Raw genomic sequence first — 15,060 nt, forward strand, 5'->3', positions numbered from 1 at the left:
GGGTCGTCGGCCGGGGGAGGAGTCCAAATGACAGAGCAGCAACCAGAATCCACCCGCGAGTGGTTGCGTGAGGAGCCGGCCGGTACCGGAGCCCCCCTCGGGGAGGCTCCGACCGGCTCGCCACGCCCCGCCAACGACTTGGCGGCGGCCACCCAACAGCTGCTCAACGGAGGATCGCGTCAGCTGGATGCGGCTGAACTGCGCGACGCATTGCTCGATCTACACGAATTCTGGCTCACCACAAAGGCCGCCGAGATCGGTATCACGGCCTCCAGTGGTTTTGCCATCGTGGCTACCGGTGGTCTGGGTCGCGGTGAGATGCTGCCGTACTCGGATCTGGATCTCATGCTGTTGCACGACAACATGCCACTGGCCGTGGTCTCGGAAGTGGCCGAGCAGCTCTGGTATCCGTTGTGGGACGCCAATATTCGCATCGACCACAGTGTCCGTACCGTGCCCGAGGCGCTGAAAGTGGCCGGTGAGGACATCGCGGCGGGCCTGGCCATGCTCGACGCGCGGCATATCGCCGGTGATGCCGATCTGTCCATGCTGCTGGTGGGTGGCGCGCGCCGGCAGTGGCGGATCGGAATCGCTTCGCGGTTCGACGAACTCATCGACCATGCACAGGCACGGTGGCAGCGCAGCGGTCAGATCGCCCACCGCGCCGAACCCGATCTGAAGTCCGGCCGGGGTGGGCTGCGTGACGTCCAACTGCTCAACGCACTGGCGATAGCCCAATTGGCCGATGTGTATCCGAGCCGTGCCCTGGCCTCGCCGACCGGGACGCTGGGCGGTGCGCACCTGGCACTGCTGAATGTTCGGACCGAATTGCACCGCGCCTCCGGCCGTGGTCGAGAAACCCTGCTGGCCCAGCACGCCGACGAGATCGGGGCGGCGCTGCGGATCGGAGACCGCTTCGACCTGGCCCGGATGCTCTCGGACGCCGCGCGCACCGTGAGCTATTACGTCGACTCCGGTATTCGCACCGCCGCCAACGCCTTGCCCCGCCGTGGCTTTGCGGCCCTGCGCCGCCCGGTGCGACGCCCGCTGGACGAAGGGGTCATCGAGTACGCCGGTGAGGTGATCCTGGCCCGTGACGCCCGCCCGGAACGTGACCCGGGCCTGATCCTGCGGGTCGCCGCGGCGTCGGCCAGCACCGGCCTGCCGATGGCCGTCTCCACGTTGAGCCGGCTGGCTGAAACCGCGCCGGAGCTGCGCACCCCCTGGCCGCGTCAGGCGCTCAAGGACCTCCTGGTGCTGTTGGCGTCCGGGCCGGCCGCAGTTGCCACGATCGAGGCCCTGGACCGCACCGGCCTGTGGGGACGGCTGTTCCCGGAATGGGGTGCGGTGCGCGACCTGCCACCCCGCGATGTCGTCCACATCTGGACCGTTGACCGTCATCTGGCCGAAACGGTCTCGCGTGCAAGTGCTTTCACCACACGGGTATCGCGCCCGGATCTGTTGCTGCTGGGTGCGCTGTGCCATGACATCGGCAAGGGTCGTGGTGGCGACCACAGTGTCATCGGCGCCGAGCTGGCCACCCAGATCGGCACCCGGCTGGGGTTGTGGCCCTCCGACATTGAGGTGCTGTCCAAGATGGTCCGCCACCATCTGCTGCTGCCGAACACCGCGACCCGACGAGACCTGCAGGATCCCAAGACGATTGACGCGGTCGCCGATGCGCTCGGCGGCGACATGGTGCTGCTGGAGCTGCTGAACGTCCTGGCCGAGGCCGATTCGCTGGCCACCGGCCCCGGGGTGTGGGGCGACTGGAAGGCATCGCTGATCGGCGACCTGGTGCGGCGGTGCCGATTGGTGATGGCCGGCGAGCCATTGCCCAAGCCCGACCCCATCGAGCCGCGATTCCTCGCCCTGGCCGCCGACGTCGGTGTCCATGTGGAGCTCATCCCGGCGGACTCGCCACACATTTACAACGTGACGATGATCGCCCCGGACCGGCGAGGTCTGCTGTCGAAGGCGGCGGGTGTGTTGGCGTTGCACTCACTGCGGGTCCACTCCGCGTCGGTCAACAGCCACGAGGGTTCGGCCATCAACACGTTCGTGGTGTCCCCACACTTCGGCGCGCCACCGGCGGCGGAGCTGCTCCGTCAGCAGTTGATCCTGGCGCTCAACGGTGATCTGGAGGTGATGGACGCACTCGACCGACGCGATCGCGAGGCGGCCCGGTATCCGACCACCCGCGCCGGGGAGATCCTGGCCGCAGTTCCGGCCAACCACGTGCCCGCCCAGCCGCGCATTCTGTGGTCGCCCGGCGGCGGGCCCGGTGAGCTCATCGTGCAGATCCGCACCATCGACCGGTCCGGCCTGCTGGCCCGGCTGACCGCGGTGTTCGAAACCGACGGCGTGGATGTGGCGTGGGCCAAGGTCACCACACTGGGATCCTCGGTGATCGACGTATTCGGCATCACCGCACCGACACTGGCGGCCGGCGATGGCGGTCCAGACGCCGTGCGCGAGAAGTTGGAGCGCGACATGCTCGCGGTCCTGCCCGCGCCCCCACCCAAACCGGCCACACCCGCCGAACAGGCCGGTTGAGGGCGGGTCGACGTCCGCCCAACCCCCCGACCGCTAGGCTTACCACGTGTTTGAAAGCCTGTCTGACCGGTTGACCGGAGCCCTGCAGGGCCTACGCGGCAAGGGGCGGTTGACCGACGCCGATATCGACGCCACGGCGCGCGAGATCCGGTTGGCCCTGCTGGAGGCGGACGTATCACTGCCGGTGGTGCGTGCGTTCGTCGCGCGGATCAAGGACCGGGCCAAGGGCGCCGAGGTCTCCGCTGCGCTGAATCCCGCGCAACAGGTGGTCAAGATCGTCAACGAGGAGCTGATCGGCATCCTCGGCGGCCAGACCCGTCAATTGGCCTTCGCGAAGAACCCGCCGACGGTCATCATGCTCGCCGGCCTGCAGGGTGCGGGTAAGACGACGCTGGCGGGCAAACTGGCGAAGTGGCTCAAGGGCCTGGGGCACAGCCCGCTTCTGGTGGCATGTGACCTGCAGCGGCCCGGCGCGGTCCACCAGCTGCAGATCGTCGGTGAGCGCGCCGGGGTGTCGGTGTTCGCCCCGCATCCGGGTACCTCCGTCGAGGGTCTGGAGCAGGCCGGTCACGGGGACCCGGTGGCGGTCGCCTCGGCCGGTCTGGCCGAGGCGAAGGCCAAACACTTCGACGTGGTCGTGGTCGATACGGCGGGCCGGCTCGGTATCGACGAGGAATTGATGGGCCAGGCCGCGGCCATCCGCGCCGCCGTCAACCCCGACGAAGTGCTGTTCGTGCTCGACGCGATGATCGGCCAGGACGCCGTCGCCACCGCCGAGGCATTCCGCGAGGGCGTCGGGTTCACCGGCGTCGTGTTGACCAAGCTCGACGGCGACGCCCGCGGTGGTGCGGCGCTGTCGGTCCGCGAGATCACCGGTGTGCCGATTCTTTTCGCGTCGGCGGGGGAGAAGCTGGAGGACTTCGACGTCTTCCACCCCGACCGGATGGCCAGCCGCATCCTGGGGATGGGCGACGTGCTCACCCTCATCGAGCAGGCCGAGCAGGTCTTCGATCAGCAGAAGGCCGAGGAGGCCGCCGCCAAGATCGGTTCGGGCGAGCTGACTCTGGAGGACTTCCTCGAGCAGATGCTGGCGATCCGCAAGATGGGGCCGATCGGCAACCTGCTGGGCATGCTGCCCGGCGCCGGGCAGATGAAGGATGCGTTGGCCGCGGTCGACGACAGCCAACTCGACCGGGTGCAGGCCATCATCCGCGGCATGACCCCGGCCGAACGGGCCGATCCCAAGATCATCAACGCCTCGCGGCGGCTGCGCATCGCCAACGGCTCGGGTGTCAGCGTCTCCGAGGTGAACCAACTCGTCGACCGGTTCTTCGACGCCCGCAAGATGATGTCGCAGATGGCCGGCCAGATGGGTATGCCGTTCGGCCGCAAGGGTTCGACCCGCAAGGCGGCCAAGGGTAAGAACAAGCAGGCCGGCAAGAAGAAGGGTCGTCAGTCCGGGAAAGGCCCGACTCCGCCGCGCAACCCATTGGGCGCCGGGATGCCCGCCGGCTTCCCCGACTTGTCCAAGATGCCGAAGGGGCTGGACGAGTTGCCGCCCGGTTTGGCCGATTTCGACCTGTCGAAGTTGAAGTTCCCCGGCCAGAAGTAGCCCGATGAGCGCGCTGCACATTCGTGGCTGGGGGCTCCCGGACGGCGAAGAAGTGCAATGGTGGATCCATCAGGGCGTGCTGTCGGCCGAACCGATTGCCAACGCCGACAACGTGTTTGACGGCGGTTGGATCATCCCTGGCCTGGTCGACGCGCACTGCCACGTCGGCCTCGGGCCTGGTGGTGCGGTGTCGCTGGACGAGTCGGTGGTGCAGGCGCAGACCGAACGCGACGCCGGTGCGCTGTTGCTGCGGGACGCCGGTTCACCGGTGAACACCCGCAGCTTCGACGACCGCGAGGACCTGCCACGCATCATCCGGGCCGGTCGTCACCTGGCTCGCCCCAAGCGATATTCCCCCGGGCTGCCGATCGACATCGAGGACGAGTCACAGCTACCTGCGGCGGTGGCCGAGCAGGCCCGGTGGGGTGACGGGTGGGTGAAGCTGGTCGGCGACTGGATCGACCGCAGCATCGGCGACCTCGCACCGCTGTGGTCCGACGAGATCCTCAAGGCCGCGATCGACGCGGCGCATGCCGAGGGTGCGCGGGTCACCGCGCACGTGTTCGGCGAGGACGCCCTGCCCGGGCTGATCAACGCCGGGATCGACTGCATCGAGCACGGCACCGGGATCACCGACGACACCATCGAGTTGATGCTCGAGCACGGTACGGCGCTGGTGCCCACCTTGATCAACATCGACAACTTTCCCGGCATCGCCGATGCGGCCGGGAAATACCCGACGTATGCCAAGCACATGCGCGATCTCTACGCGTCCTGCCGGGACCGCGTCGGCGCCGCCTATGCGGCCGGGGTGCCGGTCTTCGCCGGCACCGATGCCGGCGGCATGGTCGCGCACGGTCGTATCGCCGACGAGATCGAGGCGCTCAAGGGCGTCGGGATGAGCCCGACGGCGGCACTGGGCGCGGCCAGCTGGGACGCCCGGGCATGGTTGGGCCGGCCCGCGCTGGAACACGGCGCGTCGGCGGATCTGGTGTGCTACCGCGAGGATCCGCGGCACGGGGGCGTCAACCATCCGGATCTGGTGATCCTGCGCGGTCGCGTCTACTGACCGGCGATTTGTGCACCTGCGGTAACGCCCACCGTTACCGCAGGTGCACAAATCACTCGTCTCAGTACACGTCGCGCAGGTAGCGGTGGCTCCTGATCAGGTCGTTGACATAGGCGTGCGCGGCCTCGGCATCCATCCGGCCGTTTTCGGCAACGATCTCGTGCAGCGCGGCGTCGACGTCCTTGGCCATGTGGTCGGCATCACCGCAGACATACACGTATGCGCCGTCCTGCAGCCAGGCGAACAACTCTGCTGCGTTCTCCCGCATACGGTGCTGCACATAGACTTTCGTGTCCTGATCGCGGGAGAACGCGACATCGAGCCGGGTCAACGTGCCCGCGTCCCGGAAACCTTCCAGTTCCGACCCGTAGAGAAAGTCGGTGGCGCGGCGGCGGTCCCCGAAGAACAGCCAGGACCGGCCGGGCGCGGCGGCGGCCTGCCGCTCCTGCAGGAACGCCCGGAACGGCGCGATGCCGGTGCCGGGCCCGATCATGATGATCGGCACATCGGCTGCCGGCAGCCGGAAATGATGGTTGGGACGCAGATGGACTCGAACCGTCTGCGTGCGCTCGGCCAGGTATGTCGAGGCCACGCCCCCGTGTCGGCGGGCAGTGCCGGCATAGCGCACGGTGGCCACCGTCAGGTGGATGTGATCCGGGTGGAGCAGCGGACTCGAGGCGATCGAGTAGTCGCGAAACTGCAACGGACGCAACGTATCCACGACCTCGTCTACGGTCAAATCGGCTCGTCTGATCAGATCGAGGACATCCTCACCGTAGGCGGCCACACCCGCCAGCTCCTGCAGCGCCCGCGACGGTGTCCGGATCTCGAGCCGTTCGGTGAGCAGCACGCCCAGGGGCTCGTCGGCCTCGGCGAGCCGGTGCCCCGGTCCCACGTGCAGTGCGTCGAGAATGGCTGCCACCAGGTCCGGATCGTTGATGGCATGGACGGCCAGGGAATCGCCGGCCTGATAGGTGATGCCGGACCCGGTCAGGTCGAGTTCGTAGTGGCGTACTTCCTTGTCGGATTCCGGCGAGGTGAGCAGCCGATTGACGATCAGGGGAGCGGCGACGACCCGGTTGCGTTCCTGGCTGCGGGGCAGGGGATCGGCCGGGGTAGTTTCGACGACGGTCACGTGCGCAGTCGGGCCGGACTGGGCGGCGGTCAACTGCTTGACCAGATCGGTGGTCCAGGCTGCGGCCGGCTCTTCGTAGTATCCGTCGACGTCGACCCGGTCGGCCAGTCGGGTGGCACCCAGCTCTTCGAGGCGCGCGTCGAGCAGTTTGCCTGCCTGGCAGAACAATTCATAGGACGTGTCCCCGAGTGCCAGCACCGCGAAGCTCAGGTGTTCCAGCCGCGCGGTCGAGGCGCTGAGCGCCTCCCAGAACAATGTGGCAGTGTCGGGAAACTCGCCATCGCCGAAGGTCGACGTGACGACGATGAAATGCGTTGTGGTGTCCAGTTGATCGAGTTCCACCTGGTTGAGTTCGAGGGCCTCGGCCGGAATTCCGGCCGCGGTCGCCGCCTCGGCGAACGTCATCGCGGCGTCTTCGGCATTGCCCATGTCGGTGCCGTAGGCGACCACCAATGAGAACTCAAGGTCGGACACGTCGGCTCCCCTCGGTCGCGCGCGGACCTGCCACGCGAATTTAGGGTGACCTTAGTTTCTCGTGAGTCCCGGTGGGGCCCTACCTTTTCTGGCTCAGTGGGAGAAGCCGTAATCGAACAAGTCGATCGCCTGTGGGTAGAGATCGCCGGTGCCGTACATCTGGACCACCACCAGCCGCCGGTTACCCCGTTGTGCCGCACCCACATACGTCTTCCGGGCCAGGTCCGTGTAGCCGGTCTTGCCGGCGATGTCGCCGGGGTAGCGGGCCAGCAATTCGTTCTGGTTGGTCAGGGTTTTGCCCGGGAACTGGGCCGACGGCTGACGCATGATCTGTGCGATCAACGGATAGGTCAGCGCGGCGCGCAAGATCACCGCCAGATCGTGCGGGGTGGTGACGCTTTCCCAACCGGGCCCGTCGAGCCCCGACGGCGAGGAAGCCCGGGTGTTGCGTGCCCCGACACTGGCTGCCTTGCGGTTCATCGCCGCCACCGTGGAGCGTTGGCCACCGAGCATGTCGGCGAGCATGTTCGCCGCATCGTTACCCGACACCATGAGCAGTGCTTCCAGCAGTTGGCGGGTCGTATAGGGCTGCCCCGGGGTGAGGCCCACACACGAGCATTCGACCTTCGTGTGTGACTGGTTGGCCCGGGCGAAATTATCCGGCCGCAGGTGGTCGAGCACCACCATCGCCAACAGCGGTTTGATGGTGCTGGCCGGGGCATAGGAGCCGTAGGCATCTCTGGATGCCAGAACCTGGCCGGTATCCAGGTCGGCGACCAGCCAAGCCTTGGCCGGTCCGTCGGGAATCTGGGCGCCTGCGGGTTGAACCCCTGGCGCTGCGGCCGCCGGCGGGACCGAGATCGTGGCAGCGGTCAGCGCCGTGCCGAGGCCGAGCGCGAGCGTCACGAGCAGTCTTCGCACGAGCGCCGACCCTACGGAGTCAAGGACTCGTTCAGCGCGCAGTCAGGTTTCCTTCGGGTATCGGAAGATACCGAATCGGGCCGGGCGCTACAGAGACCCGATACTGGCCGAGCGGTCCTGGGCAAAGCCCCAATCCAGAAGGGCGGCAGCCTGATCCCAGTACGTCGGACCGCCCTCCTTGACCAGCCCGTACATCATCACGACCTCGAGGCGGCGGCCGTCGCGCGCCGCGGCCCCGACGAAGGTCTTGCGGGCAATGTCGGTGAAGCCGGTTTTGCCGCCGATGGCACCCGGATAACGGTGCAGCAGCTCATCCTGGTTGACCAGCACGCGCTCGCCGCTCTTGCTCGGGAATGTGGTCGACGGCAACGCGGTGATCTCGGCGAACACCGGATTGGCCATCGCCCCGCGGAAGATCAAGGCCATGTCGTGCGGTGTGGACCAGAACGGCATCCCGGGCCCGTCCAGCCCAGACGGCGTGGCCACGTTGGTGTTGTGCGCGCCGAGTGCCGCGGCCTTGGCGTTCATCTTGGCCACGGCCGCCTCGGGACCGCCGAGCATCCGGGCCAGGGTGTTGGCGGCGTCGTTGCCCGACGCCAGCAGTGCGGCCTCCAGCAGTTGACGTGCGGTATAGGTCTTCCCGGGCGCGACGCCGGCGCAGTTGCACTCGACCTTGGTGTCGGCTTCCTCGGCCACGATCGTGGCGTCGAGCGGCACTTCGTCGAGGATCACCTGGGCCAGCAGGGTCTTGATCGTGCTGGCCGGCGCGTAGCGGGTGTGCTCGTTGCGAGCCGCCAATACCTGACCGGTGTCCAGATCGGCGACCACCCAACCCTGCGCGGGACCGTCGGGAATGGGCGCGGAGCCGACCTGCTGCACCTCGAGGTCGGCTCTGGCCGCGGGCACGGTGGCAGGCACCGATGAGAGCGGGATCAATGCGACGGCGGCCGCGGCCCCGATGACAGACAACCTGACGAACCTCCCCATGGCGGGCCAGCCTAATCGTGTTGAATCGAGACATGTTGAGCCTGGCCGAGATTTCGGACCGCCTGGAGATCCAGCAATTGCTGATCGACTACTCCACGGCGATCGACCGTCGACTGTTCGATGACCTCGATGTGGTGTTCACTCCCGACGCCTACATCGACTACCGGGCCATGGGCGGCATCGACGGTCACTACCCGGAGGTCAAGGCCTGGCTGACCGAGGTGTTGCCGAATTTTCCGGCGTACGCCCACATGCTCGGCAACTGCGATGTGAAACTCGACGGAGACAAGGCCTCGTCGCGGACCATCTGCTTCAACCCAATGGTGCTGCCGGGGCTGGAGCAACAGGTGTTGTTCTGCGGCCTGTGGTACGAAGACGAGTTCGTCCGGACCGCCGACGGTTGGCGGATGAGCCGTCGCGTCGAGACCAAGTGTTTCGACAAAGTCGTGTGACGCTGTTGGTGGGCGCCGTGAGTGGCCAGTTGTGACACGCAACCGGCCGGAAGTTGTGCGATAACTGGCCATTGGGACCGGATTTGGGCTGGTCGGCATCGTTCTGGCACAATTGGCGGCTGTCTGCCGTGCGACTCGTTCAATGCGCTGCGCGGTGGTCATACACGTAAGGCAAAACCGGATCGGGCAATTCCGCCCGCATCGCCGAATTGCAGCGTGACACTCAAGGAGAAGTGCTTAACCATGGCTGTCAAGATCAAGCTCACCCGGCTTGGCAAGATCCGCAACCCCCAGTACCGCATCGCCGTCGCCGACGCGCGCACCCGCCGCGAAGGCCGCGCCATCGAGGTCATCGGCCGCTACCACCCCAAGGAAGAGCCGAGCCTGATCGAGATCGATTCGGAGCGCGCGCAGTACTGGCTGGGCGTCGGTGCGCAGCCCACCGAGCCGGTGCTGGCCCTGCTGAAGATCACCGGTGACTGGCAGAAGTTCAAGGGCCTGCCGGGCGCCGAGGGCACGCTGAAGGTCAAGGAGCCCAAGCCGTCCAAGCTGGACCTGTTCAACGCGGCACTGGCCGAGGCCGAGAGCGGCACCGGTGCCGCGGCCGTCACGCCGAAGAAGAAGAAGGCCCCGAAGAAGGATCAGCAGGACGAGGCCGCCGAGGCACCTGCCGCCGAGGCCGCCGCTGACGAAGCCGCAAGCGAGAGCTGAGCATCGCAGTGAGTTCTGTCGTGGTCGACGCCGTCGAGCACCTGGTCCGCGGCATCGTGGACAATCCCGACGACGTACGCGTCGACATGGTCACCAGCCGCCGTGGGCGGACCGTCGAGGTGCACGTGCACCCCGATGACCTGGGCAAGGTCATCGGCCGCGGCGGCCGCACCGCTACCGCGCTGCGCACCCTGGTCGCAGGCATCGGTGGACGCGGAATCCGCGTCGACGTGGTGGACACCGACCAGTAGCGTCGGATCCATGGACCTGGTTGTCGGGCGGGTTGTCAAAGCTCACGGCATTACCGGTGAGGTCGTCGTCGAGGTCCGTACCGACGACCCCGACGCCCGGTTCGCCCCCGGCGTGGCCCTTCGGGGCCGCGCCAAGGGGGGTGCCGAGCGCAATTTCTCCGTCGAGTCCGTACGCGATCACGCCGGCCGGCTGCTGATCCGGCTGGCCGGTGTCTCCGACCGCAACGCGGCCGATGAGTTGCGTGGCACGGTGTTCATCGTCGACACCGCCGACTTGCCCACCATCGATGATCCCGACGAGTTCTACGACCACGAGCTCGAAGGGATGCGGGTCGTCACGGTCGACGGCGCCGCGGTCGGAGTGGTTCGTGAGGTGCTGCACACCGCGGCCGGCGAGCTGTTGTCGGTCAAGGCCGACCCGGATGGCCGCGAAGTGCTGGTGCCCTTCGTCGGCGCCATCGTCACCTCGGTGTCCCGGGAAACCGGCACCGTCGTCATCGATCCCCCCGATGGTCTGCTGAACCTGGACCAGGTCTGACGGGCCACGTAGTGCGTATTGACGTCGTCACGATCTTCCCGGCCTACCTCGATCCGATCCGGCAGTCGTTGCCGGGCAAGGCGATCGAGGCCGGAATCCTCTCCGTGGCCGTCCACGACCTGCGGAACTGGACGCACGACGTGCACCGCTCGGTGGACGACTCGCCGTACGGCGGGGGCCCCGGCATGGTCATGAAGGCTCCGGTGTGGGGCGAGGCGCTCGACGAAATCTGTTCTGAGGACACGCTTCTGGTGGTTCCGACGCCGGCGGGCCGGTTGTTCACCCAGGCGACCGCCGAGCGGTGGAGTGCTGAGTCGCACCTGGTGTTCGCCTGTGGCCGGTACGAGGGGATCGACCAGCGGGTGGCCGATGATGCGGCCCGGCGGATGCGGGTCGAAGAGGTCTCGATCGGCGACTACGTGCTCAACGGCGGAGAGTCGGCCGCCTTGGTCATGATCGAGGCGGTGGTCCGGCTGATGCCCGACGTGTTGGGCAACCCTGCGTCGCACCAACAGGATTCCCACTCCGACGGCCTGCTCGAAGGGCCGAGTTACACCCGTCCGCAGAGCTGGCGGGGGCTCGACGTGCCCGATGTGCTGCTGTCCGGTGATCACGCCAAGGTCGCGGCCTGGCGTCATGAACAATCGCTGCACCGCACGCGCGAACGTCGCCCGGATCTGCTCGAATGATCTGGTCGCGAGCCTAGATCCGGCCGCCGGGGAACATCGTCTTGACGGCGTCGGTGATGGTGGTGCGCGCGGTGGCGGCATTTGTCGGTTGCAGTGAACCGATCACCATGATGAAGCGACGATCGGGCCCGACCACACCGGTCGACAGGTGCATCCAGTCCGAACCGATACAGCACATCCAACCCTGCTTGACCGCCACCGGTTCGGCGTAAAGGCCCTCAGGAATACCGAATCGCTGCGGGTACGTGCCGTCCGGTTGCGTGCCGTCGATGGCGTCCGGGGTCGACTGGGCCAGGTTGGACAGGATGACGTTGGCCTGTTCCGCGGGCAGGCCACCGCTGCCGTTCATCAACATGTCGTAGTAGCGCACCAGATCGGCCGCGGTGCTGATGGTGTTCCACCACCGACCGTCGTTGGGTCGACGCGTCGAAGCCAGGCCGTACCGAGCGGCCACCCGCTCGACGATCGCGCTGCCGCCACTGCGGTACCAGAACACCTCGGCGGCACTGTCGTCCGATGATCGCAGCATCACGTCGAGGTTCTCGCGATCCTCGGGGCTCAGGACCGTCTCGCCCTTGGCTTCCTGCAACAGCAGATCGTCGGCGATGAACAGCTTGACCACCGAGGCGATCGCGATGGCAGTCTGGTTTCCGTTCGAGACCAGCTGGCCGGTGTTGCGGTCGAGTACCAGCACGGTGATGTCGGCACCGGCCTCGGCGGCATTCTCGGTGGCCTGCTGTGCGCGGTCCTCAAGGCCGTCGAACGACGGTGCAGGTTCGCCGGGGGACGCTTCGGGCAGGGGGGCCATGTTGCCCTGAGGTGCGACGACGGTCAGCTGTGGCGCGGCGGGATCGTACGGAGGAGTGCCGTATACCCGGGCTTCGCAGCCCGTGACCGTCACGCCGGCGATGGCCACGATCGCCGTCACGCCGGCTGCGCCCGCCACTGTGAGTCTCGACGGCCGCCGTCGCATGGTCCTCCTTGAACCGTCGATCACATCTGATGGGCTTGTCGCACCGGCACATCGGTGGCTGCAGCGTAACTGTTCGCGCCGCTGAGCGCTTAGTGGGTCCGGCTCGAAGTATGCTTGCCCAGCGCTGTGGAGGTTCCACGCAGACTCGCCGGATTTCACGGTATGGGGACCCGTCTGGCACAATTGAGCAGTTGTCTGCGTAGGACTGGGCCGGCTTGCCCGCGTTCCGCTGCGAGATACACCCCGATACACCCGAAAATAGCTTCGGCTGCGCGGTTTGTGCGCGCCCGGCCGGAGCCGCGAACAACAAGGAAGTGTCACCGATGAACACGCTGGACTTCGTCGATCAGGCGTCGCTGCGCGACGACATCCCGACCTTCAGCCCCGGCGACACCGTCAATGTGCACGTGAAGGTGATCGAGGGCTCCAAGGAGCGCATCCAGGTTTTCAAGGGCGTCGTGATCCGTCGCCAGGGTGGCGGCATCCGCGAGACCTTCACCGTGCGCAAGGAAAGCTACGGCGTCGGCGTCGAGCGGACCTTCCCGGTGCATTCGCCCAACATCGATCACATCGATGTCGTGACCCGCGGTGACGTGCGTCGCGCCAAGCTCTACTACCTGCGCGAACTGCGCGGTAAGAAGGCGAAGATCAAGGAAAAGCGCTGAGCGCGCTGCTCCGCCTGACGAAGCTTTCGTCGCGGGACCGGTCACGACGCTCGCTACTGTGGTGCCTGTGACCAGACCCACCGACTCCGCCGACGCATCCTCGGAGGGCGGCCTCGACTCCGATTCCGAATCCGCGGCTCCCGCCGCAGACGAATCGCCGGAAGAGTCTCCCAAGAGCAAGCATTCCACCGCCCGCGAGATTGCCATTCTGGCCGGCATTGCGCTGGTGCTCTATTACGTGACGCTGACGTTCATCGCGCGTCCCTACCTGATTCCGTCGGAATCGATGGAGCCGACGCTGCACGGCTGCCCCGGCTGCGTGGGGGACCGGATCATGGTCGACAAGCTCACCTACCGGTTCTCCGAACCCGAGCCCGGTGACGTCGTGGTGTTCAAGGGCCCGCCGTCGTGGAACATCGGGTACAAGTCGATCCGCTCGGACAACACCGCCATCCGTTGGGTGCAGAACGCCCTGTCGTTCGTGGGGTTCGTGCCGCCGGACGAGAACGACCTGGTCAAAAGGGTGATCGCGGTGGGTGGTCAGACCGTGCAGTGCCGGGCGGACACGGGGCTGACGGTCGACGGTAAGCAGTTGAACGAGCCGTACCTGGATCCGGCCACCATGATGGCCGACCCGAATGTCTATCCCTGTCTGGGCAATGAGTTCGGCCCGGTGACCGTGCCTGCGGACCGACTGTGGGTGATGGGGGACAACCGGACCCACTCGGCCGATTCGCGGGTGCACTGCAGCAACCTGCCCGCCGATGCGCGTGAGGGGCTGCTGTGTACCGGTGACCCGATGGCCGGCACGGTTCCGGTGGAGAATGTCATCGGAAAGGCACGGTTCATCGCCTGGCCGCCGTCTCGATGGGGCGGCATCAACGGCGTGAACCCACAGACCGACTCCTAGGGAGCTGCCCTGTGCCGCCAGTGGCGAAGACGTCGTGGCCGCCTCGAACGGTGATCCGCAGATCATCCGGCCTACGCACCCTGGAATCCGCGCTGTACCGCAACGGTCTCGGCCCGGTCGCCGGGGTGGACGAGGTGGGACGGGGCGCCTGCGCCGGTCCTCTGGTGGTGGCGGCCTGCGTATTGGGTCCGAACCGGATGGACAGCCTGGTTTCCCTCGACGATTCCAAGAAGCTGGGCCCGGCGGAGCGGGAGCGACTTTTCCCCCTGATCCGCCGCTACGCCCTGGCCTATCACGTGGTGTTCATCCCGTCGGCCGAAGTGGATCGCCTCGGCGTGCACAGGGCCAATATCGAGGGCATGCGCCGTGCGGTGGCCGGTTTGTCGGTGCGACCTGGATATGTGTTGTCCGACGGGTTCCGGGTGCCGGGGTTGGCAGTGCCGTCTCTGCCGGTGATCGGGGGCGACGCCGCCGCAGCCTGCATCGCGGCCGCCAGTGTGCTGGCGAAGGTGAGTCGGGACCGGTTGATGGTCGACATGGAGCAGCACCACCCCGGGTACGGGTTCGCCGAACATAAGGGGTACAGCACCCCGGCACACTCGGCGGCGTTGGCGGAGTTGGGGCCGTGTGGGGAGCACCGCTACTCGTATGTGAACGTGCGGCGGGCCGCAGAGACAGCAGGAGTGCGGCGGGCCGCAGAGACGGCGGGGGTGCGGCGGGATATGGCACCAATGCGGCATGCTGAAGTGGCGTACGGAAAGATGGGCGACAAGGCACCAGCACAACGAGAAGGACTGCACACCAGATGAGCGCCGAGGATCTCGAGAAGTACGAAACCGAGATGGAGCTCTCGCTGTACCGCGAATACAAGGACATCGTCGGGCAGTTCAGCTACGTCGTGGAGACCGAGCGCCGGTTTTACCTGGCCAACAGCGTGGAGTTGATTCCGCGCAACTCCGAGGGCGAGGTGTACTTCGAGTTGCGGCTCGCCGATGCCTGGGTGTGGGACATGTACCGCCCGGCCCGGTTCGTCAAGCAGGTGCGGGTCATCACCTTCAAGGACGTGAACATCGAAGAGGTGGAGAAGCCGGAACTGCGGTTGCCGGAGTAGCGGCCG

16 protein-coding genes are annotated in these 15,060 nt (G+C 66.9%); 12 read left to right on the plus strand and 4 right to left on the minus strand.

Annotated features, from left to right (window positions below):
• The first annotated feature begins 27 nt into the window (after nucleotides 1-27).
• From A5733_RS04650 to A5733_RS04660, 3 genes are read left to right on the plus strand one after another with little or no spacing between them, the layout of a single operon-like run.
• Nucleotides 28-2,556: a [protein-PII] uridylyltransferase gene (locus A5733_RS04650; RefSeq protein WP_076239270.1), complete on the plus strand. Its 2,529-nt coding sequence runs from the start codon at nucleotides 28-30 to the stop codon at nucleotides 2,554-2,556.
• A 46-nt stretch (nucleotides 2,557-2,602) separates the two neighbouring features.
• Nucleotides 2,603-4,168 (plus strand): signal recognition particle protein, encoded by a 1,566-nt coding sequence (ffh, locus tag A5733_RS04655; RefSeq protein ID WP_067775018.1) that lies wholly within the window; start codon nucleotides 2,603-2,605, stop codon nucleotides 4,166-4,168.
• 4 nt (nucleotides 4,169-4,172) lie between these two features.
• Entirely contained in the window at nucleotides 4,173-5,237 is a 1,065-nt protein-coding gene (locus A5733_RS04660) for an amidohydrolase family protein (RefSeq protein WP_076239271.1), read from the plus strand.
• A gap of 61 nt (nucleotides 5,238-5,298) precedes the next feature.
• Here A5733_RS04660 and A5733_RS04665 read toward each other — a convergent pair whose 3' ends face one another.
• The 3 genes from A5733_RS04665 to A5733_RS04675 form a co-directional block, all read right to left on the minus strand.
• Nucleotides 5,299-6,801, minus strand: a complete 1,503-nt coding sequence (locus A5733_RS04665) for a sulfite reductase flavoprotein subunit alpha (protein WP_233152618.1) — start codon at nucleotides 6,799-6,801, stop codon at nucleotides 5,299-5,301.
• 138 nt (nucleotides 6,802-6,939) lie between these two features.
• The gene (locus tag A5733_RS04670; RefSeq protein WP_076239273.1) at nucleotides 6,940-7,767 is read right to left on the minus strand and encodes a D-alanyl-D-alanine carboxypeptidase; all 828 of its coding nucleotides are present in this window, start codon (nucleotides 7,765-7,767) and stop codon (nucleotides 6,940-6,942) included.
• A gap of 87 nt (nucleotides 7,768-7,854) precedes the next feature.
• On the minus strand, nucleotides 7,855-8,754 hold the full coding sequence (locus A5733_RS04675) for a D-alanyl-D-alanine carboxypeptidase family protein (protein ID WP_076239274.1): 900 nt from the start codon (nucleotides 8,752-8,754) through the stop codon (nucleotides 7,855-7,857).
• Between the two features lie 32 nt (nucleotides 8,755-8,786).
• Here A5733_RS04675 and A5733_RS04680 point away from each other — a divergent pair, with 32 nt between their 5' ends.
• From A5733_RS04680 to trmD, 5 genes are all read left to right on the plus strand, one after another.
• Nucleotides 8,787-9,206: a nuclear transport factor 2 family protein gene (locus tag A5733_RS04680; protein ID WP_067775006.1), complete on the plus strand. Its 420-nt coding sequence runs from the start codon at nucleotides 8,787-8,789 to the stop codon at nucleotides 9,204-9,206.
• 243 nt (nucleotides 9,207-9,449) lie between these two features.
• The gene (gene rpsP / locus A5733_RS04685) at nucleotides 9,450-9,917 is read left to right on the plus strand and encodes a 30S ribosomal protein S16 (protein WP_067775003.1); all 468 of its coding nucleotides are present in this window, start codon (nucleotides 9,450-9,452) and stop codon (nucleotides 9,915-9,917) included.
• 8 nt (nucleotides 9,918-9,925) lie between these two features.
• Complete coding sequence (locus A5733_RS04690; RefSeq protein WP_003881089.1) at nucleotides 9,926-10,168, plus strand: RNA-binding protein; 243 nt, start codon at nucleotides 9,926-9,928, stop codon at nucleotides 10,166-10,168.
• Nucleotides 10,169-10,178: 10 nt separating this feature from the next.
• A complete protein-coding gene (gene rimM, locus A5733_RS04695; RefSeq protein ID WP_067774999.1) occupies nucleotides 10,179-10,706 on the plus strand; it encodes a ribosome maturation factor RimM in 528 nt (175 codons plus the stop codon).
• A gap of 11 nt (nucleotides 10,707-10,717) precedes the next feature.
• Nucleotides 10,718-11,395 carry a tRNA (guanosine(37)-N1)-methyltransferase TrmD gene (gene trmD / locus A5733_RS04700; RefSeq protein WP_076239275.1) on the plus strand — a complete coding sequence of 226 codons (678 nt, stop codon included), beginning with the start codon at nucleotides 10,718-10,720 and terminating at the stop codon, nucleotides 11,393-11,395.
• Nucleotides 11,396-11,408: 13 nt separating this feature from the next.
• Here trmD and A5733_RS04705 read toward each other — a convergent pair whose 3' ends face one another.
• Nucleotides 11,409-12,368 (minus strand): hypothetical protein, encoded by a 960-nt coding sequence (locus tag A5733_RS04705; protein WP_067774993.1) that lies wholly within the window; start codon nucleotides 12,366-12,368, stop codon nucleotides 11,409-11,411.
• Nucleotides 12,369-12,691: 323 nt separating this feature from the next.
• On the opposite strand from A5733_RS04705, the gene rplS reads away from it, so the two are divergent.
• From rplS to A5733_RS04725, 4 genes are read left to right on the plus strand one after another with little or no spacing between them, the layout of a single operon-like run.
• The gene (rplS, locus tag A5733_RS04710; protein ID WP_029372100.1) at nucleotides 12,692-13,033 is read left to right on the plus strand and encodes a 50S ribosomal protein L19; all 342 of its coding nucleotides are present in this window, start codon (nucleotides 12,692-12,694) and stop codon (nucleotides 13,031-13,033) included.
• A gap of 58 nt (nucleotides 13,034-13,091) precedes the next feature.
• On the plus strand, nucleotides 13,092-13,943 hold the full coding sequence (gene lepB / locus A5733_RS04715; RefSeq protein ID WP_198938728.1) for a signal peptidase I: 852 nt from the start codon (nucleotides 13,092-13,094) through the stop codon (nucleotides 13,941-13,943).
• Nucleotides 13,944-13,963: 20 nt separating this feature from the next.
• Complete coding sequence (locus A5733_RS04720; RefSeq protein ID WP_076239277.1) at nucleotides 13,964-14,752, plus strand: ribonuclease HII; 789 nt, start codon at nucleotides 13,964-13,966, stop codon at nucleotides 14,750-14,752.
• Nucleotides 14,749-15,054: a DUF2469 domain-containing protein gene (locus tag A5733_RS04725; protein ID WP_003881082.1), complete on the plus strand. Its 306-nt coding sequence runs from the start codon at nucleotides 14,749-14,751 to the stop codon at nucleotides 15,052-15,054. Before A5733_RS04720 ends, A5733_RS04725 begins: the two co-directional genes overlap by 4 nt.
• Nucleotides 15,055-15,060: the final 6 nt, after the last annotated feature.

This window comes from Mycobacterium sp. NS-7484 (assembly GCF_001953975.1).
Taxonomy (GTDB): Bacteria; Actinomycetota; Actinomycetes; order Mycobacteriales; family Mycobacteriaceae; genus Mycobacterium.

Bases quoted from the DNA above. Each gene is read 5' to 3' on its own strand.
- A5733_RS04650 (WP_076239270.1), top strand. From the start codon at position 28: ATGACAGAGCAGCAACCAGAATCCACCCGCGAGTGGTTGCGTGAGGAG.
- A5733_RS04660 (WP_076239271.1), top strand. From the start codon at position 4,173: ATGAGCGCGCTGCACATTCGTGGCTGGGGGCTCCCGGACGGCGAAGAA.
- A5733_RS04665 (WP_233152618.1), bottom strand. From the start codon at position 6,801: ATGGGCAATGCCGAAGACGCCGCGATGACGTTCGCCGAGGCGGCGACC.
- A5733_RS04675 (WP_076239274.1), bottom strand. From the start codon at position 8,754: ATGGGGAGGTTCGTCAGGTTGTCTGTCATCGGGGCCGCGGCCGCCGTC.
- A5733_RS04680 (WP_067775006.1), top strand. From the start codon at position 8,787: ATGTTGAGCCTGGCCGAGATTTCGGACCGCCTGGAGATCCAGCAATTG.
- rpsP (WP_067775003.1), top strand. From the start codon at position 9,450: ATGGCTGTCAAGATCAAGCTCACCCGGCTTGGCAAGATCCGCAACCCC.
- rimM (WP_067774999.1), top strand. From the start codon at position 10,179: ATGGACCTGGTTGTCGGGCGGGTTGTCAAAGCTCACGGCATTACCGGT.
- A5733_RS04705 (WP_067774993.1), bottom strand. From the start codon at position 12,368: ATGCGACGGCGGCCGTCGAGACTCACAGTGGCGGGCGCAGCCGGCGTG.
- rplS (WP_029372100.1), top strand. From the start codon at position 12,692: ATGAACACGCTGGACTTCGTCGATCAGGCGTCGCTGCGCGACGACATC.
- A5733_RS04725 (WP_003881082.1), top strand. From the start codon at position 14,749: ATGAGCGCCGAGGATCTCGAGAAGTACGAAACCGAGATGGAGCTCTCG.